A 21,499-nucleotide genomic window follows, 5' to 3' on the forward strand; every position below is an offset into this window, starting at 1 on the left:
GGGTGACCACTGGGGGATCACCACCAATGTGAAAGGCCGATGATGGACAGCGAAATCGCCAAACGCCACCTCCACACCTTCGAATCCATTCGTCATCTGGACGAGGATGGCAACGAGTTCTGGCTGGCGCGGCAGCTGTCGCGCGTGCTCGATTATTCCGAGTATCGGCATTTCCAGCCGGTGATGGAAAAGGCGCGCGAGGCGTGTCGCAACAGTGGCCAGGCGCCGGAAAACCATTTCGAGGACATCCTCGAAATGGTCACGATCGGCTCGGGCGCGCAACGCCAGATCGCCGACATCCGGCTGTCGCGCTATGCCTGTTATCTGGTGGTGCAGAATGGCGACCCGGCAAAGCCGGTCATCGCGCTCGGGCAAACCTATTTCGCCGTCCAGACGCGCCGGCAGGAATTGCAGGATGGCGACCAGTTCCAGCGGTTGTCGGAGGACGACCGCCGGCTGATGCTCCGCCTGGAGCTGGCGGAGCATAACAAGACGCTCAGCGCCGCCGCCAAGCAATCCGGCATCGAAACCCCGCTCGATTATGCGGTGTTTCAGGATCACGGCTATCGCGGCCTTTATGGCGGCGCCGGGGCCAAGGATATTCACCAGCGCAAGGGTCTGAAGAAAAGCCAGAAGATCCTCGATCACATGGGCAGCACCGAGCTCGCCGCCAATCTGTTCCGCGCGACGCAGACCGAAGAGAAGCTGCGCCGCGACGGCATCAAGGGCAAGCACAAGGCCAATGCGACACATCATGAGGTCGGCCGCGCGGTGCGCCAGACGATCAAGGATCTGGGCGGGACGATGCCCGAAAACCTGCCCGTGCCGCCGAAGAGCATTCCACAGATCGAGCGCGAGCAGAAGAAGGCGATCACAGGCGGTAAGCGTGATGAATAAGCAGAAACGCTATTTCGTCGAACCGATTGAAGCGACAAGTGAAAGTCGGCGTGAAAGGGGAATCGCGATGCTGCCTCAGGGATGGGAGATCCGCACCTTAGCATCCGTGGTACAAGCAAACCGAAAAATCACCTACGGCATAGTTCAACCCGGAGGTTTTGTTCAGCAAGGCGTCGTGCTCGTCCGTGGCGGCGATTATTCGACAGGATGGGTCCTGCTCGACCAGATGAAACGGGTTCGACCGGAGATCGATCGCCCATACAAACGTTCAAGACTACGTGCAGGAGATATAGTCCTTACTATTGTCGGCGCGAATACCGGCACAATAGCTGTCGTACCGAGTTGGCTGGATGGAGCGAATATCACCCAGACAACCGCACGCATTGCCGTTGATAACGCAAAAGCAAGCCCTTCTTTTGTTGCGCACGCACTCAAGTCCGATTGGGGCCAAGACGAGGTTCGGAAGTACGTAAAGGGCGCCGCGCAACCCGGCCTAAATTTAGAAGATATTGAGCTGTTCAATATCCCATTCCCCCCATTGGCGGAACAACTGCGCATATCCACAGTGCTCGACGCGTGGGACACCGCAATCGCTAACGCCGAGTGTCTGGTGGAGGTTAAGCGCAAGCGGTTCGAATGGTTCCAAGCCCAACTTTTGACGGGCCAGAAGCGGATGAAGGGCTTTGGCGAGCCATGGCCTGACACACACCTTCGTGATTATTTCATCCCCCGCCGACAGGCCGGTGAGATCGGACTTCCTCTGCTTTCAGTTACGATGAACGACGGCATTGTCATCCGCGATATGCTCGACCGGCGTTCAAAGAGCGCGATGACGGAAGAGGCTCATTTGCTCGTCGCTCCTGGTGATATCGCCTACAACATGATGCGGATGTGGCAGGGGGCTTCAGGGCTTTGTCGTGTTCGAGGTAATATCAGCCCCGCCTATGTTGTGATGACACCAAAGGACAATCTAGATCCTGAATTCGCGGCGCACTGGTTGAAATCGAAAGAAGCAATTGACCTTCTTTGGGCCTACTCTCACGGCCTAACGGAGGATCGCCTGAGGCTTTACCCGGACGATTTTTTGAGAATTCCCGTTAGGCTTCCGCCTTTGGCCGAGCAACGGCGAATTTCTCTCACACTCAATTGCTGCCTTGAGGACGTCGCGAGCGCCGAGCGACTGCTCTCCGGTCTCCGTGACCAGAAATGCGGGCTCATGCAGCAACTCCTTACCGGCAAGCTACCTATCCCAGAATCCGTCGATGCGTTGATACCCTCTTCACCGGCATTGGAACCGGTCTCATGATTCGTCCGGGCTTCGCGACCACTGAGGCGGGCGGAGTACAACTACAGGCGCTGCACACACTAGCCGGTCTCGGCTGGAGCTGCGTCACCCGTACCGAAGCCGATAGCCTACGGCATGGGCGGCTGGCCGATACGGTGCTGGAGGACGTGCTCGGCAACGCCCTGCGCAAACTCAACAGCATCGAGCATCGCGGACGCGCCTATCCGCTGACCGACGCCGCCGTGGCGGAAGCGATTGGCCGGCTGAAGGCAGCAACGATCGACACCGCGAGCGGCGCACAAGGGACGAATGCCAAGGCGACCGACCTGATCCGCCTGGGCACCTCGATCGACATGACGATCGAGGGCGAGACACGTGGGCGGCAGGTGCGCTTTGTCGACTGGGAAACCCCGGAGAACAACGCCTTCCAGATGACCGCCGAATATGCCGTCGAATGCACGCGCGGAACCGGCCACCGCCGCCCCGATATCGTGCTGTTCGTCAACGGCATTCCCCTCGTCGTGATCGAGGTGAAGAAATCCGCGGACGATGCGAGCCAGGGCGTCAGCCAGTCCATCCGTAACCAGGGCAATGATGAGATTCCGCGCTTGTTCGCCACCGCGCAAATCCTGATCGCAGCCAACCCGCACGATCCGCGCTACGCCACTGCCGGCACATCCGCTCAATTTTGGGGCGGCTGGCGCGAGCAGGAGTTTGGTGAGGCGATGATCTCGCGCGCGGTCAACGCGCAACTCGACCCGGACGAAGCAGCCCGGATCTTCGCCGATTTCGAACCGCATCGCCGGCGCCACGAACGGATGATGGAGGATGCCGGGCGGATCGCCACGCCACTCGATGCGATGCTCGCCGCCTTGTGCACGCCCGCTCGCCTGCTCGAACTGGTGCGCAGCTACATCCTCGTCGATGACGGTGTGAAGAAGATCGCACGCTACCAGCAATATTTCGGCGTGCGCCGCGCGCTGGAACGGCTGGAACAACGCGACGCCAGTGAGACCGGGGCACACCGCCGCCGTGGTGGCGTGATCTGGCACACCCAGGGCAGCGGCAAATCGCTGACGATGGTGATGCTCGCCGACGCGATCGTCCGGGCTATACCGAACGCCCGGCTGGTCCTCGTCACCGACCGTGTCGATCTGGACGAGCAGTTGCGCGACACGTTTCGCGCGTCGGGCAAGACGGTGGAGCAGGCAAGGACCGGGCGCCATTTGATCGAACTGATCCGCGCCCGGACCGACATCATCACTACGATCGTCGACAAGTTCGACAGCGGGCTCAACGCCGATCCGCGCTTTCGCGATGACGATACCGACGTGTTCCTGCTGGTCGACGAAAGCCATCGCAGCCAGACGGTGAAGAGCGATGAATCGATGCACGCCCGGATGCGGCGGGTGTTTCCGGGCGGCTGCTATATCGGCTTTACCGGCACGCCATTGCTGAAGGCCGAACGATCGACCTTCAACCGGTTCGGCGGGCTGATCCATTCCTACCGGATCGACGAGGCGGTCGCCGACAAGGCGGTCGTGCCGTTGCTTTACGAGGGGCGGCATGTCGATATGAGCGCCGACGAAAGCGCGCTCGATCGCTGGTTCGAACAGGCGGTGAAGGGGCTTTCCCCCGATCAGGTCGCTGACCTGAAGCGCCGCATGGCGCGCGGACGCGAAGTACGCGGTGCGGAACCATGGCTACGTGAGGTCGCGCTCGACGTGTCGGAAGATTATGCGCGCAACTGGCAGCATACGCCGTACAAGGCGCAGCTCGTCGCGCCGTCGAAGCGGGCGGCGGTCCTGCTTCACCGGCTGCTGAACGAGCTCGGCCTAGTGACGAGCGACGTCGTGATATCCGACGATGACGAGCGCGACGGCGCCGAGGGGGTGAATGCCGAAACCGACGATGTCGTGCGCGCGCATCTCGCCACGATCAAGGCGAACCATGGCGGGCTGAAGACCTATGAGAAGAGCGTCATCCGCCGCTTCAAGGGACCGGGCAATCCGGAGATCATCATCGTCGTCGACAAGCTGCTCACGGGTTTCGATGCGCCGCGCAACCGCATCCTCTATCTCGCGCGGCCGTTGCAGGAGCATGGGCTGTTGCAGGCGATCGCCCGCGTCAACCGGCTGTTCGAGACTGAAGACGATACCAAGGAGGATGGGCGGATCGTCGACTATGCCGGCATCCTTGGCGAGCTCGATGAAGCGCTGACGAATTATTCGGCGTTCGCCGATTATGACGAGGGCGACGTTGCGCAGGCGCTTGTCTCGATCCGCGAGCAGACCGAGACGTTGCCCGACAAGCATGCCGCTCTGCTCGACCTGTTCAAGGGCATCGGCAACGCCGCTGACCAGGAAGCCTATGAGCGTCACCTCGCCGACACGGTGGTTCGGCACGACTTCTACGACCGGTTGCGCGCCTACGCCAAGGCGTTGGCTACGGCCTTCTCGTCCGAAGGGTTCATTCGCGAGACGAGCGAACGGCAGATCGGCAATTACAAGGCCGACCTGAAGCGGTTCGAGAATCTGCGCCGGGCCGTGTCGCATCGCTATGCCGACACGCTTTCGACCAAGGAAATCCGCGAGCACGAGGCGCGGATCAGGAAGCTGCTCGACCGGCACATCGATGCCGATGGCGTGATCGAGATCGTGCCGGCGGTGAATATTTTCGACGAAACCGCGTTCAAATCCGCGGTCGAGGAGGCGACGGGGAGCACCGCCTCGGTGGCGGACGCCATCGCCAGCGCGACCGCGCGGACGATCAGCGAGCGGATGGAAGAGGACCCGATCTTCTACACGCGCTTCGGAGCACTGGTCGCCCAGGCGATCGAGGAGTTCCGCGCCGGGCGGCTGGCCGAGGCCGATTACCTGACGCGGGTTCGCGATATCCGCGACCAGGTGGTGAAGCAGGGCGCGAGCGACGATGTACCTGAAGGTGTGCGCGGCGACGAGCTGGCCAGCGCGGCGTGGCGGGTGGCGAACGAGGTGCTGGCGCCGATCGCTGGAGACCAGATTGAGGCCATCTCCGTCGATGTCGGCGCGGCGCTGGCCAGCATCGTGCGCGCCCACCGGCGGGTCGGCTGGCAGAACGACCCCGATGTGGAGAATGCGATCCGCAACGCGATGGACGATTATCTCTATGACGAGATCAAGGGGCGGCGCGGGCTGTTCGGCCTCGATATCGAGACGATGGATGCGTTGATCGATCGTGTCGTCGCGATCGCGCGGCGCCAATTGTCCGAATGACCGGGGTGTTTCTGGGCGACGAGCTGGTGCCTTTCTCGCTTGTTCGCAGCGATCGGAAGAGCCTGGGCATCACCGTCAATCCCGACAGCAGCCTGACCGTCACCGCACCGCAGGATGTAAGCGAAGACGCGATACTTGAACGGCTGCGGCAGCGTGGGCCGTGGATCCTGCGGTCGCGACGCGCCTTCGATGCCTTGAGGCCGAGGACCCCGCCTCGCCAATATCTTAGCGGCGAGACTCATTGGTTCAAGGGGCGTGAATACCGGCTTCGGGTCGACCCCGAGCGAGCACCCGGCGTCGAGCTGACCGCGACCCATCTGATCGTCGGTGGCATCGATCCCTCCGAGACCAGCCGGGTGCGCAATCGAGTCCAGAACTGGTACCAGCGTGAGGGCCGCGCGGTGATGAGCGCGCGCTACGCCGAGATGTTGCGGACTTTTCCTTGCGATGCCCGACCGCGCCTGATCGTTCGACCGATGGAGAAGCGCTGGGGCAGCCTCACACCGGGCGGGCGGGCGCTGATCCTCAATCGCCGGCTTGCAGAAGTGGATCATCGCTTAATCGACTACGTCATCGTCCACGAGCTGTGTCATCTCGTCCATCCGGATCACGGGGCGGGCTTCCTGAAATTGCTGGGCGATCAGATGCCGGATTGGCCCGCGCGAAAGGATCGGCTGGAGCGGCAAATGTTGTAGCCGCAGGTTACCGGCTGTCAGCGCCGCACGCTGCCGGCCCCCCATCGATTCAAACTCTCCCCCGAATCGCTCAAACCGCGTCCCATGAAAAAAGGACGCCCCAGCACTTACCGGCCCGAGCACGCCCAAGCGGCGAGCGCCGCCTATGAGCGTGGCCTGACCGACACGGATGTCGCCGGTCTGCTGGGGATCACGCCCTCCACCCTTTATCGCTGGCGCACCGAGCATCCCGAGTTCGGCGAAGCCTGCGTGACGGCCAAGGCGCTGGCCGATGGGCGCGTGGAGGAAGCGCTGTATCGGCGGGCGACCGGGTTCGATTATCTGGTCGAGCGGCCCTATGCGCCGGGACCTGACGGGAAGCCGATCGTCGCCACATACAAGCAGCATGTGCTGCCCGACTGGCGCGCATCGCTGCAATGGCTGCGCATCCGCCGGCCCAAGGAATGGCGCGCGCCCCAGGACGACAGCGGCAAGGCCGAACTGCACGACATCATCGAGGAAGCGTTCCTGCGCGTCGCGGACAAGCGGAAGGCGGAGGGGCGGCAAGTGGAGGCGTGGATCCGTGACGAAGACGAGGATTGAACCCAAGAGCGAATCGCGGCGACTGCTGGCGCGATCGCTGGAACGGTTGCGGCACAACCCGCTTGGCCATGCCGAGCTCGTTTACCCCTGGGGCGAACGTGCGCTGCGCGGCGTCACGGGCCCGCGCAAATGGCAGCGCGAGGTGATGGAAACCATCGGCGCGCATCTTTCCGATCCCGCCACGCGCTTCATGCCGTGCCGCATCGCCCGTGCCTCCGGCCACGGCATCGGCAAATCGGCGCTGATCGCGATGCTGATCAAATGGGGGCTGGATACCGGGGTGGACACGCGGATCGTGGCGACGGCCAATACCGAAGTGCAGTTGCTGACCAAGACCGCGCCGGAGATCGCCAAGTGGCACAATCTTTCGCTGACGCAGGACTGGTTCCGCACCAGCGCGACCTCGCTCGTCGCGACCATGCCGGGGCATGAGCGCAGCTGGCGCGCCGATCTCGTCACCTGGAGCGTCGCCAATACCGAGGCGTTTGCCGGGCTGCACAACCAGGGCAAGCGCATCATCCTGATCTTCGACGAGGCATCGGGCATCGCGCCGAAAGTGTGGGAGGTGGCGCTGGGCGCGCTGACCGATGAGGAGACCGAGATCATCTTCCTCGCCTTTGGCAACCCGACCCACAATACCGGGCCGTTTCGCGAATGTTTCGGACGGCACCGGCATTTGTGGGATGCGCAGCAGATCGACAGCCGATCGGTGGAGGGGGTGAACAAGGCCTATCTGGACGAGCTGGTCGCGACATATGGCGAGGACAGCGACATCGTGCGGGTGCGCGTGCGCGGGCAATTCCCCTCCGCTTCCTCGATGCAGTTCATCGATTGCGACACCGTGGATGCGGCGCGGGCGCGCGAGACGTTCGGCGTGACCTGGGATCCGGTGATCTTCGGCCTGGATTGCGCGCGCTTCGGCGACGATCATTCGACGCTGGCGATCCGGTGCGGGCGGGATGCGCGGACGCGGCCGTGGAAGCGCTGGCAAGGGATCGACGCGATGACGCTCGCCGGGGACGTCGCGCTGCAGGTGCAGGCATTCCATCCCGATGCGATCTTCGTCGATGCGGGCAATATCGGCGCGGCGGTGATCGATCGGCTGCGGCAGCTGGGCGTGCCCAACGTGTATGAAGTGTGGTTCGGCGGCAAGGGGCGCGAGGCGATCTGGCAGGGCGAGATGCGCGTGCAGACCGCGAACAAGAGATCCGAGATGTGGACCAACATGCGCGGCTGGCTTTCGGGCGGGGCGATCCCGGACGAGGACAGGCTGGCGGCGGACCTGACGGGCGTGGAATATGGCTATGCCGCGGACCAGGTCTCCATCCTGCTGGAAAAGAAGGAGCATATGAAATCGCGCGGGCTCGCCTCGCCCGACGATGCCGATGCGCTGGCGCTGACCTTTGCCGAGCCAGTGCTGCTGCGCGATCCGGGGTGGCTCGATCCGGATCGCTATGCGCCGGCGCGGGAGGAGTCGCCGCGCCAGCGCGCGAGACGGTTGCGGAATGAGGAGGAGTGGAGCCTGTACGACCGGCCGGCCTATGATGATGACGATGATTGGTGAGGTCTTCTGCCCCTCCCCTTTCAGGAGAGGGGCAAGCCGCGCAGCGGCGCGGGGTGAGGTTGAGGGAGGTTGGGCGTGCCGTTGACCGATCACCCTCACCCTTCCCATGCCTTCGGCATGGGCCCCTTCCCTCTCCCGCTGGGAGAGGGAGATAGAGGAATCGGGTAGGATCGGGATGCTGCACCGCCACAAGGGTTGAAGCCGAAATGCCCCGGGCGCATAGGTCCGCCATGGCGAAGACCACTTTGAAATCGCTGTCGGACGCGCTTGCCGCCCGGCTGACCAAGGGCGCCCTTCCGGGAGAATTGCAGGGGTTCGGCAAGGCCGAGCGGGCCGCCGCCGCCGCCTTCATGGCCGCGACGGCCGAGGCGCGGCCGCCGGGCAGGCCGGTGCTGGCGCTGGAGCCGATCGCCGGATCGGAGCCGCGGCGGCTGATGCGGCTGGCGATCGTCAATGACGACATGCCGTTCCTGGTCGATTCGATCGCGGCGGCGATCGGCGCGCGGGGCATCGTGATCGATCGCATCATCCACCCGGTGCTGTGCGTGACGCGCGACGAGGCCGGGGCGCTGACCAGCGTCGACGCCAAGGGCACCGGGGAGCCCGGCACCTTGCCCGAATCGATGATCTATATCGAGATGGAGCGCGCCGATTCGCGCGAGCGGCGCGAGCTGCTCGCCGCGCTGGAGCGGGCTTTAGCCGATGTGCGCGCCGCGGTGGCGGACTGGCTGCCGATGCAGGAGCGCATGGCCGCCGATGCCGCGGAGCTGGGCGACAGCGAAGGCGCGAAGCTGCTGGGCTGGTTCCTGGAGCGCAACTTCACCCTGCTCGGGCATGAGGCCTGGGGAAGCGGTGCGAGCGCGGCGCCGCTCGGCATTGCGCGGCAGGAGCACCGCGTGCCGATCCTGGCCGAGGCCTCGCGCGCGCTCGCCACTTCCTGGTTCGAGAAGGGCGGCGAAGCGCCGCTGCTGCTCAAATCCAACCAGATCTCCGGCGTCCACCGGCATGTGCCGCTCGATCTGGCGCTGGTGCCGGTGCGTGGTGGCAAGAAGGGCGCGGTGACGGGCCTGTCGATCCATGCCGGGCTGTGGACCAGCGCGGCGCTCAACGCGCCGCCCCAGGCCGTGCCGGTGCTGCGCGCGCGGCTCGCGGCGCTGGAGGCGAAGTTCGGCTTCGATCCCAAGGGGCATACTGGCAAGGCGCTGACGCATGCGCTGGCCAATCTGCCGCACGACCTGATCACGGCGTTTGGCGAGGAAGCGCTGGAGGATCTGGCGCTGACCGCGATGTCGCTGGCGGACCGGCCGCGGCCCAAGCTGGTGCTGGTGCGATCGATCCTGGGGCGGCATCTGTTCGCCTTCGTATGGCTGCCGCGCGACGACCTGACCACCGCGCGGCGCGTGGCGATCGGCGAGCTGCTGGCCGAGGCCGCCAAGGGCAGCCTGCTCAACTGGTCGATCGCGATGGACGGGGTGGTGGCGCAGATCCGCTATACCATCGATCTGCGCGGCGAAGGCGTGATGCCCGATGCGGCGGCGCTCGACGCGCGGATCGCGCGGATGGTGCGCGGCTGGGTGCCGGCGGTCGAAGCGGCGCTGGCCGAGGCTGTCGAGCCGGCGCGCGCCACGCGGCTGGCGCTGCGCCATGCGGCGAGCTTCCCGCAGGGCTATCGCGCGGCGAACAGCGCCGAGGAAGCGGCGCGCGACATATTGCGGCTCGCGCCGCTCGACGGGACGGGCGACCGCTCCGTGCGGCTGTACCGCGATGCGAACGGCGCGGCGCGGCTGAAGGTGTACCGGCTGGGCGGCGCGCTGCCGCTGTCGGATGCCGTGCCGGTGCTGGAGAATTTCGGGTTCCGCGTGATCGAGGAACTGCCGACGGCGCTGGCCGACGATGCGCAGGGCTTCGTGCATGATTTCCTGGTCGAGAGCGCGGGCTGGCCGAAGGAGCCGGCGGTGCTGGAGGAAGCGATTGCCGCGGTGCTGGCGGGGCGGGCCGAGAATGATGCGTTCAACCGGCTGATCGTCGATGCCGGCATGGCGCCGGGCGCGATCGCTCTGTTCCGCGCCTGGTTCCGCTATCTGCGCCAGGCCGGGCTGCCCTATTCGCTCGTCACCGTGGTCGATGCGCTGCGGCGCGCGCCGAAGGTGGCGGCGGCGCTCATCGAGCGGTTCGGCGCGGCGCATGATCCGGCGCGAAAGGCCAAGGTCGAGGCGATCCTGGCGGCCGACGGGGCGATCGATGCGGGGCTCGATGCCGTCTCCGCGATCGACGACGACCGCATCCTGCGCGCGCTGCGCAACGTGGTGGCGGCGACGCTCCGCACCAACGCCTTTGCCCCGGCGGGCGAGACGGCCTTGGCGTTCAAGCTCGACAGCCATCTGATCCCGGGGCTCCCCGCGCCTGTTCCGTGGCGCGAGATCTGGGTCTATTCACCGCGCGTCGAGGGCATCCATCTGCGCGCTGGGCCAGTCGCGCGCGGCGGCCTGCGCTGGTCCGACCGGCGGGACGATTTCCGCACCGAGATCCTCGGCCTGATGAAGGCGCAGCGCGTGAAGAATGCGGTGATCGTGCCGACCGGCGCCAAGGGCGGATTCTATCCCAAGCAGCTGCCGCCGGTCTCTAGCCGCGACGCATGGCTGGCGGAGGGGACCGAGAGCTACCGCATCTTCATCCGCAGCCTGCTCTCGATCACCGACAATATCGTCGAGGGCAAGGTGGTGCACCCGGCCGGCGTGATCGTGCATGACGGCGACGATCCCTATTTCGTGGTCGCCGCCGACAAGGGCACCGCGACCTTCTCCGACGTGGCCAATGCGATCGCGCTGGAGCGGGGCTATTGGCTGGGCGACGCCTTCGCCAGCGGCGGATCGGTCGGTTACGATCACAAGGCGATGGCGATCACTGCGCGCGGCGCGTGGATCTCGGTGCAGCGGCATTTCGCGGAACGTGGCGTAGACGTGCAGAGCGAGCCGATCCGCGTGGTCGGCTGCGGCGACATGTCGGGCGACGTGTTCGGCAACGGCATGCTGCTGTCAAAGGCGCTGAAGATCGTCGCGGCGTTCGATCACCGCCACATCTTCCTCGATCCCGATCCAGATCCGGCGGCAAGCTGGGAAGAGCGCGCGCGCATGTTCGCGCTGCCGCGGTCGAGCTGGGCGGATTACAACCCGGCGCTGATCTCGAAGGGGGGCGGCGTGTTCCCGCGCACCGACAAGACGATCAAGCTGTCCAAGCAGGTGCGTGCGGTGCTCGGGCTCGATGCGGCCGAGATGGAGCCGGGGGCGCTGATCTCGGCGATCCTCAAGGCGCCGGTCGACCTGGTATGGTTCGGCGGCATCGGCACTTATGTGAAGGCCGCGGCCGAGAACAACATCCAGGTCGGCGACCCGGCCAATGACCGGCTGCGCGTCAATGCCGAGGAGATCCGCGCGACCGCGATCGGCGAAGGCGCGAATCTGGGCGTCACCCAGGCCGGGCGCATCGCGTTCGCGCTGCTGGGCGGGCGGATCAACACGGACTTCATCGACAATTCGGCCGGCGTCGATTGTTCGGATAACGAGGTCAACATCAAGATCGCGCTCAACCGCGAGATGATCGAGGGGCGGCTTGCGTATGAGAAGCGCAACGCCTTCCTGGCGGGCATGACCGACGACGTCGCCCATCTGGTGCTCGAGGACAACCGGCTGCAGACGCTGGCGCTGTCGATCGCCGAGAATGACGGCGCGACCGCGGTGCCGAGCTATGTGCGGCTGATCGAGATCTTCGAAGGATCGGGCAAGCTCGACCGTGCGGTCGAGGGGCTGGCCGGCAACGACGATCTGCTGCGCCGCGCGCAGGAGGGCCGCGGCCTGACCCGGCCCGAGCTGGCGGTGCTGCTGGCGACGGCGAAGCTCGCGCTGCAGGAGGCGATCGAGCATAGCGAGCTCGGGCTCGATCCGGAGCTGGCACCCGATCTGCAGGCGGCCTTCCCGCCGGCGATGCGCCGGAAGTTCGCCGCGGCGATCGACCAGCACCGGCTGCGCGGCGAGATCGTCGCGACCAAGCTAGCCAACCGAATCGTCAACCGGCTCGGCGTGCTCCACCCGTTCGAGCTGGCCGAGGAGGAAGGCGCCGCGATGAGCGACATCGCGGCGATGTTCGTGGTGACCGAGCGGCTGTTCGGCCTGCCGGCGCTCTGGGCCGAGATCGAGACGGCGGCGATGCCCGAGGCAGCGCGAATCGCGCTGTTCGAGGAAGTCGCGGTGGCGACCCGCTCGCAGATCGCCGATCTGTTGCGGGTGACCAGATCGGGCACCGGCCCGGCACCGGCGCTGGCGCGGCTGAGCAAGGGCATCGCGCAGTTGGACAAGCAGACCAAGGCGCTGCTGCTTGAAGAGGCCAGCGCGCAGAGCGCCCGCATCGCGGCGACACTCGAAGAAGCGGGCGCGCCGAAGAAGCTGGTGCAGAAAGTGGTGCGGCTGTTCGAGCTGGACGGCGCGGTCGGTCTCGCCGATCTCGGCGAGCGGCTCGGCATCGACGAGGCCGTGCTGACGCGCGCCTTTACCCGGCTCGGCCAGGCGCTGGGGCTGGACTGGGCGCAGGCCAATGCGGCGCGCATCTCGTCGGGCGATCCGTGGGAACGGCTGCTGATCGCGGGCCTAGCGCGCGACTTCCAGCAGTTGCGGCTCGAATTTCTCGGGCGGGGCGGCGGGGATCCGCAGGCTCTGGTCGAGACGTGGCTTACCGGTAATGCCGGGCGGGTGGGTCAGTTCAAGGCCGTGGTCGATCGGGCACGCCATGCGCCGGCGCCGAACGCAGCGATGCTGGCGCAGATTGCGGGCCAGGCCCGGGTCCTGCTCGGGCGGTAGAAGGGAAACTCAGACCAGTAGGATTACCAGGGCCGCGATGCCGGCCCAGAGCAGGACCGCCATCGGTACCGCGAAAAGCAGGCCGTGGAGCACAGCCGCGCCGCGATGGCCCGGTGGCGGCATTTCTGCGATAATTTTCAACATCTTCCTCTCCCGGGAGAGCTTATGCTCTCTTGGGCGATACTATCTCCCAGTCTGGCCCGCGTCACAATATAGTAAGATACCTGATGGCACCGCGACGGTGGTTTTCGCGACGGGCTGCGCCTCAACGGGGGGCGAAGAGCCACCAGAAGATGACGCCCCAGAGCAGAAGGCTGATCGGCATGGCATAGAGCAAGCCATGCACCGGCCCCCGTTCGGCGCCGTCGTCATTCGCCGCTGCTATGATGAACATTTCCTTGCGTGGCTGGAACATGGCTCCCTCCCCAGGATGCCACTGTACCGCAAAGGCGTTACGCAGAGATTAAAGGGGCTTAGCTGCCGCGCCCGCCCGGATCGCCTGCGCACCGCGGGCGCGGAAGGCCGGCAGCTCGGCCGCGGCCAGCCAGGCGCAGGCCTGTTCGACAAAGGCCGGCGTCGCCGTCTCGCCCGCCCGCTTCAGCCACGCCATCGCTTCGTCGGCCTTGCCCGCGGCGCCGAGCATCCGGGCATGGTTGAAGCAGCCGCGGAAATCGCCGCCCTGCGCCGCGCGGGCATAGCAGCGCGCCGCCCGCTTCAGGTCGCGCGGCACGACCCAGCCATCCTCATGGAAACTGCCGACGAAGTTGATCGCCTTGGCATTGCCGAGCTTCGCTGCGCGCTTGAACCAGTCGAACGCCGCGGCCTTGTCCTCAGCCACCCCGTCGCCGAGCGCGAGCAAAGTGGCGTAATTGTACATGCCCCAGTCGAGCCCGCGCTCGGCGGCGATGCGGTAGCATTCGGCGGCCCGCGCCTTGTCCGGCGCGGTGCCCCAGCCGAGATCGTAGCAGCGGCCGACCATGTTGATCGCCATCAGGTGATGCTGCGCCGCGGCCTTCACGAACCAGCCGAGCGCGGCGGGTTCGTCCTTCGCCACGCCCGCGCCATCGAGCAGCATCTGACCGAACACGGCCTGCGCCTCGGCCACCCCGGCCTCGGCCGCCGCCCGAACGAACGCCGCGCGCTCCCCGGGAGATCCCGAGAGGCGCGCGGCGATATCTTCAGCGGTCAGCCCGTCGAGATCGAGGGCTGCCGTCATCAATAGCGAACGCTCAATGTCGCGAAGGCCGACCGGCCCGGCGCGATCGCGGCGTAGTGCGAGGAATAGACCTGATTGAAATAGGTCTTGTCGGTCAGGTTCTGCACATTGACCGCCAGTTCCACCTGACGCGAGAAACGATAGGACGCGCGTGCATCGAAGCGCCAGTAGCCGGGCGCGGTCCGGTACAGGACCTTGGTAGCCGGGCTCACCGTCACCACGCCGGCCAGGTCCTGAGTGGCGGCGCGGTTGTCGGCGTAGCCGCCGAATACACGGCCGGTGTAGAAGGCGCCGCCGCCGATTGAGAAACCGGTGACGGGCTCTACCGTGGTCCACAGCGTGAAGCTGTCCCGCGCTGTCTGTGTCGCCTGCTTGCCGGTGTTGACGGAAACGACCTGCACCGTCTTAGCGGTTTGAACGACGACATCGTTGACGGTTCTCGCCGGCGCGGTCAGCACGGTGAAGCCGCCATCGATGATCTTCGGATCGAGATGGGTATAGCCGCCGAAGATCGTCCAGCCGGGCAGGATCTGGCCGCTCGCGTTGAACTCGACGCCGCGGATGCGGCGCTTGCCGATGAATTCGACCCCGCCGTTCGGACCAAAGGCCCGAGCATTATCCGTGTCCGTCTGGAAGGCTGCAACGTTCAGCGACAGCTTGCCCTCGAGCAGATTGGCCTTGGCGCCAACCTCATAGGATTTGGTCTTTTCGACCTTCAGCGAGTTGAGCAGCGCCAGCGCGGTGACATAGGCCGCCTCGCTGGTCGGCGCACCGAGCGCATTGGCCTCCTGGCCCTCGCCCAGCAGGCTGTTCGGCGGCGTCGCGGCGGTCGCGTAAGAGGCATAGAGGCTGGTGTCCGGTGTCGGCTTGAACACCAGACCTGCCTGCCAGTTGAACAGATCGTTGGTCTGCGAAAGCTGGAAGGTGCGGGTCGCAGCTACCGGCTGGCCCGGAGTGATGGTCGATTTGAAGTGATCGTAGCGAGCGCCGAGATTCAGGATCAGCGACGGCAGCAGGGTGATCGAATCGAAAACATAGATCGAGCGGGTCTCCGCATCGTTCTGAGTCTCTTCGATCGGCTGCATCTTCGAAATCGGTGCCACTACGCTCGATGAGTCGCTCGCGTAATTGAGCCAGGGGTCGTTCGGATTCGGATTGAACAGGCTCGTGCAATAATAGCGCGAAATGGTCGCGGTATTGCAGCGTGGGGAGACGGTCGATCCGGTCGACAGAATCTCGACGCCGCTCGCGTTGAGATATCCCGGGGTGACGAATGCACCCCGGCGCGTCTTTTCCCAGGAGAATTCAGCGCCGACCGAGATGCTGTGCTTGATGCTCCCGGTGTCGAAGGTGCCGAACAGATCGGTCTGGTTGGTCAGGCCATCGGTATAGCCATAGCGCGTATTGGCGCGGCGCCAGACATAACCGCCGGTCAGGATGTCACCCCGCGTAGCCGCCGCGCCCGTGGTCGGGTTGGTCGTCGCGGTGCCATAGACATTGCCCGTGCTGTCGTCGGGCAGAAGGAAGCTATATTCCTGAGAATTGTGCGAGAAGCGCGACGTGTTCCGAACCGTCAGGCCACCGAAGTCATGCTCGAACCTCACCGTAAACTGATCGGACGCCGAATTGCGGAAATCACGATCGACCAGGCCGTAATAGGTCGAGCGATCGACCACTCCGGTGGTGCCGCCCATAGTGGTGATCCGGCCGAGCGCTGGCGTGGTATAGATGTTGCCGGTGCCGGGCGCGTTGCCGATCGTGTAGAGGAACGGGATGCCGCTGTCGGGCAGTTCATGGGTCGTCAGATGATAATAGGACGCCGTGAGCCGCGTCGGCGTACCAACGCCGATGGTGATTGAGGGGGCGACGCCCCAGCGGCGCGCCCAGATCGCATCGCGGCCGGCCACATCCTGGTCGTGCCACATGCCCGCCAGGCGGACGGCGATGGTATCGGTGAGCTTGTAGTTCGCATCGAGCGTCGCGCGCTTGTAATCAGCGGTACCGGCACTCGCGCTGGCCGTGATGAAATTGCGGTCGGTCGGCAATTTGGTGATGATGTTGATCGAACCACCGGCGCTGCCGCGGCCGCCAAGCGTTGAATCCGATCCCCGGACGACCTGGATTTCCTCGACCGCGAACACTTCGCGATTCTGTGCCGCGAGATCGCGCACGCCGTCGACATAAGTCGAGCCCTGGCTGTCGAAACCGCGAATGAAGGGGCGATCGCCGATGGGATTGCCGCCCTCGGCCGCGCCGAAGGTGATGCCCGGCACGGTGCGCAGCGCATCGGCGAGGCTGGCCGAGCCGGTCTGCTCGATTACTTCCTTGGGCAGGACGACGATCGAACGGGGCGTGTTGACGGGAGCCGCGACCTGCTTGGGCGCCTTTTCGCGCGCGCCGGTGACCAGCACGTCTTCACGGTCCTGCGCATCGGCATCGTCTGCCGCGGCGGGATTAGGGCCATCGGCCGCAAGGGCCGGGCTGGTTGCGAAAGCGCCGACGCAGGAAAGCGCGAGAAATGCGGGCTTCGCGATCGGCGTGCGGCGAGCGGTAGTGGTGCGCAATATCTGTCCCCTTTATTCCGGGATCGGCTATTGCGAGTTACTCTCATTGTCAACGCTATTGAGAGTAAGTCTCACCAAAACCGTAGCGCACCTTGCATAAGCCAGCCGCGCAGTTGACCGTCATACCAACGGTGCCTATTCGGGCCGCATCTTGGGGAGTAGCTACCTGCTTTGAGCAGGGCCATCGTCAACATACTCGGGCCCGCGTGGCTCGTGGCGATGGCAGCGGCGCACGCGCCTGCCCGGCCAGACCAACGATGCGACTCCTCGCTCAGGCCAGAGGTGACTCGCATCGTTCGTAAGCGGCCTCGGGAAGATGAAATGTCGGGAATTCTCACGCTGGGCGGTCTTGGCCTAAGCTTGTCGGTCGATGCGTTCGCCGCCGCGATCAGCAAGGGCGCGGACGGCAATTCGACCCGCTGGCGCGACGCACTGCGCATCGGTGTCATCTTCGGGTTCTTCGAGGCGATCACACCGGCGATCGGCTGGGCGGTCGGCCTGGTGCTGAGCGCGTGGATCGCCGAGGTGGATCACTGGGTAGCCTTCTTCCTGCTCGGCGGCGTCGGCCTCCACATGCTCTGGCAGGCCAGCAAACCCGCCGCGTTGGCGAACGACGTTGACCTGTCGGACACGCGCCACGGCTTGCTTGGCCTCGCGGCGACCGCGCTCGCGACCAGCATCGATGCGACCGCGGTAGGCGTCAGTCTCGCCTTTCTCGACATCAATATCGTCACCGCCTGCCTGGTGATCGGCGGTATCACCACAGTCGTCGCGACCGTGGGCGTGCTGATCGGAAAACATGTCGGGCGTTTCCTGGGCCGCTATGCCGAGGTGGTGGGCGGTCTCACCCTGATCGCGATCGGCAGCCTGATCCTTTATACGCACCTGACCGCCTGAGGGGACGGGGCCCGAGTCGCTGCCGGCACGGCGGGCGTGCGCTGGCTCAGAGCGAGATGACATCGCGTGGAATCGTCTTCCCTCTCTAGCTAAAGTCATCCCGCTCTAGGACGCGGATTGAGCCAGCAGCCATGTCCTGAGCGCACTGGCCAGATTGGGCGGATCGTCGGCCAGGATGCGCAGCGCGTCGAGCTCGGCGATCAGCGCGTTGAGCGGGAGCGACCGGGCGGCGGCCGCCTGTTCCAGCGCGGTCCAGAACAGGGGTTCCAGGCTGATCGAGGTGGCGTGCCCGGCGATCGTCACCGATCGTTTGACCGGCCCAACGAACCCGCCCGGCGGCGCTTCAATCACTGTCGAACAAGGCGGCGAGCTGTTCGATCAGCGTACCGCCGAGCTGCTCGGCATCCATGATCGTGACGGCGCGGGCATAATAGCGCGTCACGTCATGACCGATGCCGATCGCCGCCAGCTCGACCGGCGACTTGGTTTCGATCCAGTTGATCACCTGGCGCAGATGGCGTTCGAGATAGCTCCCCGAATTCACGCTCAGCGTCGAATCGTCGACCGGGGCGCCGTCCGAGATCACCATCATGATCTTGCGCTCCTCAGGGCGCGAGATCAGCCGGCTGTGCGCCCAGAGCAGCGCCTCGCCGTCGATATTCTCCTTGAGCAGCCCCTCGCGCATCATCAACCCGAGCGAGGCGCGGGCGCGCCGCCACGGTTCGTCGGCCTTTTTGTAGACGATATGGCGGATGTCGTTGAGCCGGCCGGGCTGCGGCGGCCGGCCCGCGGCCAGCCAGGTCTCGCGCGATTGCCCGCCCTTCCAGGCGCGGGTGGTGAAGCCGAGAATCTCGGTCTTCACGCCGCAGCGCTCAAGCGTGCGGGCAAGGATGTCGGCGCTGATCGCGGCGATCGAGATCGGGCGGCCGCGCATCGATCCGCTATTGTCGATCAGCAGGGTGACGACGGTATCGCGGAAATCGGTCTCGCGCTCGATCTTGTAGCTGAGCGACTGAGTCGGGTTGACCACGACTCGGGCGAGCCGCGCGGCATCGAGCAGCCCTTCCTCCTGGTCGAAATCCCAGCTGCGGTTCTGCTGCGCCATCAGCCGGCGCTGCAGGCGGTTGGCAAGCTTGGTCACCGCGCCCTGCAGATGCACCAGCTGCTGATCGAGATAGGAGCGCAGCCGCGTCAGTTCGTCGGCATCGCACAGATCGGTCGCGGCGATCACTTCGTCGAAGCTGGTCGTCCACGGCTTATATTCGAACTGCGGCGACAGATCGGCGAAGGGCCGGTTGGGGCGGACCGGCAGCATGCCTTCCTCCCCATCATCGCCGGGCTCGCCGTCCATGTCCTGGAACTGGTCGTCGGACTGTTCGGTGCCCTCGCCGTCTTCGGATTCGGCATCGCGATCGGAACCGCGCGCCTCGATCTCGCCCTGGCCCTGCTCGCCTTCGCTCTCGCCCTCTTCGCCTTCCTCGTTGTTCTGCTCGTCCGTGCCTTCGTCCTCGGAACCGCCCTCCTCGGCATCGTCCGGGACCATGTCGCCCTCGACCAGCTCGAGATCTTCGAGCAGGCGCGTCACGAGCTGGGCAAAGGCGCGCTGATCGTCGATGGCGAGCGCAAGCGCGTCGAGATCCTTGCCGGCCTTTTCCTCGATCCAGTCGCGCACCAGCGCCATGCCGGGCGCTGTGACCGCCGGCGCCTCGGCCCCGGTCAGCCGCTCGCGCACCATCAGCCCCAGTGCCGTCGACAGCGGAACTTCGGCGCGGTTGCGGGCGCGGGTGATCGGATCGGCGCGCAGCTTCAGATCGAGCGCAGTCGCGAGATTGGCGGCGATCCCGGCATAGCCGCGCGCGCCCAGCGCCTCGACCCGCGCGCCCTCGACGGCATCGAACACGGCGCGCGCGACCGCATCGCCAGGCGCCTGCCGCGCATGGATCGCGGCATTGTGATGGCGCAGGCGCAGCGCGAAACCGTCGGCGAAGCCGCGCGCCTCGGCCACCTGGTCGGCCGGCAGGGTGCGCGCCGGCATTGGCACCTTGATGTGCTTGCCCGACTGAGTCGGCGCATCGGCAGTGAAGGCGAGCTCGATCTCAGGCTCGTGCGCGATCGCGCGCGCGGTGCCGCCGAGCACGGCCTTGAAGCGATCGAGAGGCGTTTCCGTCGTCATGGCTTCTGCTCTGGCACCACCAAACGCCCCGGCGCAAGATCGCGGTCGATCCTGATCCGCGCAATCTTCGTCGCGGGATCGAATTCGAGCACCGTCACGACGGCGCCCTCGATCACCCCATAAGACGGCAGCTTGGCGATGGAGATCTTGTGGCGCGGCGCTGGCAAGGGGCGGTTCATGCCGAACAGCACGAGTTCGGCATCGACCGCCAGGCTGTCCTTCTCACCGGCCGTACCGGCATAGCGCAGCCGCAGTTCGCTGCCCCCGCCCAGCGCCATGCCGCTGATCAGCCCGTAGCGGGCGGGCGGAATCGCGAATGGCGCGCGGCCCGAATCGCCCTTGGCGCCGATCAGGATGGCGTGATCGAGCGTCTCGTCCTGATCGCTGTCGTACAGGCAATAGCGGGTGACCAATTTGGTCGGCCGCAACATGCCGACCAGGCCGAAACCCATCGAGCCGACCATCGCCTTGGCCAGCGACGGATCCTGTTCGGTTTCGCAGAACAGCACCGGGGGATCGCCCGGCACGCCCGGGACGCTGGCCGATTCGAACACGGTCTCCCGCGTGAAGTTGCGTTTCTGGCCGAGTCGGTCGAGCGCGATCGGATCGACCAGCAAAGCCGTTTCCGGCCGGCCGATCAGGCTCTGGGCAATGATGGCGCCGGGTACGGCGATCTGCTCGCCCTTGAGCGTGCGGCCGGGGAGTAGCGGGACCGAGGCGGGGCGGACCTTGTAGTCCACCGTCTTGGCAGCGGTGAGGGTGAGGATCGCCAACAGCGCAGCGAAACACAGGACGAAGAGGCGATGGATTTCAGCGGTCACACCGTTGCTCTACCAGATCACATCGCAACCGAAAGCCGCGAGCGCAGGGTCGCGGGAAATGACCGTCAGCCCCTCGATCAGAGCCTGCGCAGCGAGCATCCGATCGAAGGGATCGCGATGCTCGCCCGGAAGCGTGCCGGCACGAACACCATGATCCTGACGTATGTCGAGATGCCGAAAGCCATCTTCGATTACCCATCGACCGAAGTTCCGGTCTTTGACGGCTTCCGCCATCTCCGGAAGCTTGCCGACCCGGACTTTGGTGGCCATTTCCCAACCAACGGCCGCGCTTACCAACACATCATTATAGGGATCCGACAACAATGTGCGGATGCCTTCCGGCAATCGCGCATTATCGTCCCACCACCAGATCAAGGCATGCGTATCGAGCAAATAGGCCATCGCAGGCGCCGCCTAAAGGACGTTCGAATATTTGCCTTCCCAGGCATCGAGCTCATCATCGGGAAGCGGATCGAACCAGACCGAATCGGGAATGTCCGCCAGCAAGCCCTTCAGGCGGCCCGGCTTCCGCTGCTGCTTCGTCACCGTATCAAGCGGGACCAGCCGTGCATAAGGCTTCCCAGCCTTCGCAACGACGATCTCCTCGCCCGCATGCGCCCGCTCGATCAGCTTCGAGAAATGCGTCTTAGCTTCGTGAATATTGACGGTGGCGGCCATGCGCGGACCCTTCAAATGGACTT

At 65.4% G+C, this 21,499-nt stretch carries 17 protein-coding genes and 1 riboswitch; of the genes, 8 read left to right on the forward strand and 9 right to left on the reverse strand.

Features of this window, described 5'->3' with window-relative positions; genetic code table 11:
* The first annotated feature begins 42 nt into the window (after nt 1–42).
* The 7 genes from dinD to U1769_RS20175 all read left to right on the forward strand — a co-directional run bounded on the left by dinD (nt 43) and on the right by U1769_RS20175 (nt 13,127).
* Entirely contained in the window at nt 43–897 is an 855-nt protein-coding gene (gene dinD / locus U1769_RS20145; RefSeq protein WP_332719632.1) for a DNA damage-inducible protein D, read from the forward strand.
* Nucleotides 890–2,203, forward strand: a complete 1,314-nt coding sequence (locus U1769_RS20150; RefSeq protein WP_332719850.1) for a restriction endonuclease subunit S — start codon at nt 890–892, stop codon at nt 2,201–2,203. The genes dinD and U1769_RS20150 overlap by 8 nt, the downstream gene beginning before the upstream one ends.
* Nucleotides 2,200–5,436, forward strand: coding sequence for a type I restriction endonuclease subunit R (locus U1769_RS20155; protein ID WP_332719634.1), 3,237 nt, complete (start codon nt 2,200–2,202; stop codon nt 5,434–5,436). Before U1769_RS20150 ends, U1769_RS20155 begins: the two co-directional genes overlap by 4 nt.
* Nucleotides 5,433–6,131, forward strand: coding sequence for a M48 family metallopeptidase (locus U1769_RS20160; protein ID WP_332719636.1), 699 nt, complete (start codon nt 5,433–5,435; stop codon nt 6,129–6,131). Before U1769_RS20155 ends, U1769_RS20160 begins: the two co-directional genes overlap by 4 nt.
* An 84-nt stretch (nt 6,132–6,215) precedes the next feature.
* Complete coding sequence (locus tag U1769_RS20165) at nt 6,216–6,713, forward strand: helix-turn-helix domain-containing protein (RefSeq protein WP_332719638.1); 498 nt, start codon at nt 6,216–6,218, stop codon at nt 6,711–6,713.
* Nucleotides 6,694–8,277: a terminase gene (locus U1769_RS20170; protein ID WP_332719640.1), complete on the forward strand. Its 1,584-nt coding sequence runs from the start codon at nt 6,694–6,696 to the stop codon at nt 8,275–8,277. Before U1769_RS20165 ends, U1769_RS20170 begins: the two co-directional genes overlap by 20 nt.
* Nucleotides 8,278–8,507: 230 nt before the next feature.
* Nucleotides 8,508–13,127, forward strand: coding sequence for an NAD-glutamate dehydrogenase (locus tag U1769_RS20175; RefSeq protein ID WP_332719642.1), 4,620 nt, complete (start codon nt 8,508–8,510; stop codon nt 13,125–13,127).
* Between the two features lie 9 nt (nt 13,128–13,136).
* Here the strand turns inward: U1769_RS20175 and U1769_RS20180 are convergent, their stop codons facing one another.
* The 4 genes from U1769_RS20180 to U1769_RS20195 form a co-directional block, all read right to left on the reverse strand.
* Nucleotides 13,137–13,271 (reverse strand): hypothetical protein, encoded by a 135-nt coding sequence (locus U1769_RS20180; protein ID WP_332719644.1) that lies wholly within the window; start codon nt 13,269–13,271, stop codon nt 13,137–13,139.
* 121 nt (nt 13,272–13,392) lie between these two features.
* On the reverse strand, nt 13,393–13,542 hold the full coding sequence (locus tag U1769_RS20185) for a hypothetical protein (RefSeq protein WP_332719646.1): 150 nt from the start codon (nt 13,540–13,542) through the stop codon (nt 13,393–13,395).
* A gap of 48 nt (nt 13,543–13,590) precedes the next feature.
* Nucleotides 13,591–14,343 (reverse strand): tetratricopeptide repeat protein, encoded by a 753-nt coding sequence (locus tag U1769_RS20190; RefSeq protein WP_332719648.1) that lies wholly within the window; start codon nt 14,341–14,343, stop codon nt 13,591–13,593.
* Nucleotides 14,343–16,907 (reverse strand): TonB-dependent receptor, encoded by a 2,565-nt coding sequence (locus U1769_RS20195; protein WP_332719650.1) that lies wholly within the window; start codon nt 16,905–16,907, stop codon nt 14,343–14,345. Before U1769_RS20195 ends, U1769_RS20190 begins: the two co-directional genes overlap by 1 nt.
* 147 nt (nt 16,908–17,054) lie before the next feature.
* A riboswitch (yybP-ykoY riboswitch) is annotated at nt 17,055–17,151 on the forward strand.
* A 77-nt stretch (nt 17,152–17,228) separates the two neighbouring features.
* On the opposite strand from U1769_RS20195, the gene U1769_RS20200 reads away from it, so the two are divergent.
* A complete protein-coding gene (locus U1769_RS20200) occupies nt 17,229–17,804 on the forward strand; it encodes a manganese efflux pump MntP (protein WP_332719652.1) in 576 nt (191 codons plus the stop codon).
* Between the two features lie 105 nt (nt 17,805–17,909).
* On the opposite strand, the gene U1769_RS20205 is transcribed toward U1769_RS20200, so the two are convergent.
* From U1769_RS20205 to U1769_RS20225, 5 genes are read right to left on the reverse strand one after another with little or no spacing between them, the layout of a single operon-like run.
* Entirely contained in the window at nt 17,910–18,155 is a 246-nt protein-coding gene (locus U1769_RS20205) for a ribbon-helix-helix domain-containing protein (protein WP_332719654.1), read from the reverse strand.
* Nucleotides 18,148–19,977 carry a cobaltochelatase subunit CobT gene (gene cobT / locus U1769_RS20210; protein WP_332719656.1) on the reverse strand — a complete coding sequence of 610 codons (1,830 nt, stop codon included), beginning with the start codon at nt 19,975–19,977 and terminating at the stop codon, nt 18,148–18,150. Before cobT ends, U1769_RS20205 begins: the two co-directional genes overlap by 8 nt.
* Nucleotides 19,974–20,798, reverse strand: coding sequence for a hypothetical protein (locus U1769_RS20215; protein WP_332719658.1), 825 nt, complete (start codon nt 20,796–20,798; stop codon nt 19,974–19,976). The genes cobT and U1769_RS20215 overlap by 4 nt, the downstream gene beginning before the upstream one ends.
* A 9-nt stretch (nt 20,799–20,807) precedes the next feature.
* Entirely contained in the window at nt 20,808–21,200 is a 393-nt protein-coding gene (locus U1769_RS20220) for a type II toxin-antitoxin system VapC family toxin (protein ID WP_332719660.1), read from the reverse strand.
* 12 nt (nt 21,201–21,212) lie between these two features.
* Nucleotides 21,213–21,476, reverse strand: a complete 264-nt coding sequence (locus U1769_RS20225) for a type II toxin-antitoxin system Phd/YefM family antitoxin (protein WP_332719662.1) — start codon at nt 21,474–21,476, stop codon at nt 21,213–21,215.
* Nucleotides 21,477–21,499 lie beyond the last annotated feature (23 nt).

This window comes from Parasphingomonas zepuensis (genome assembly GCF_036663735.1).
Taxonomy (GTDB): Bacteria; Pseudomonadota; Alphaproteobacteria; order Sphingomonadales; family Sphingomonadaceae; genus Sphingomonas.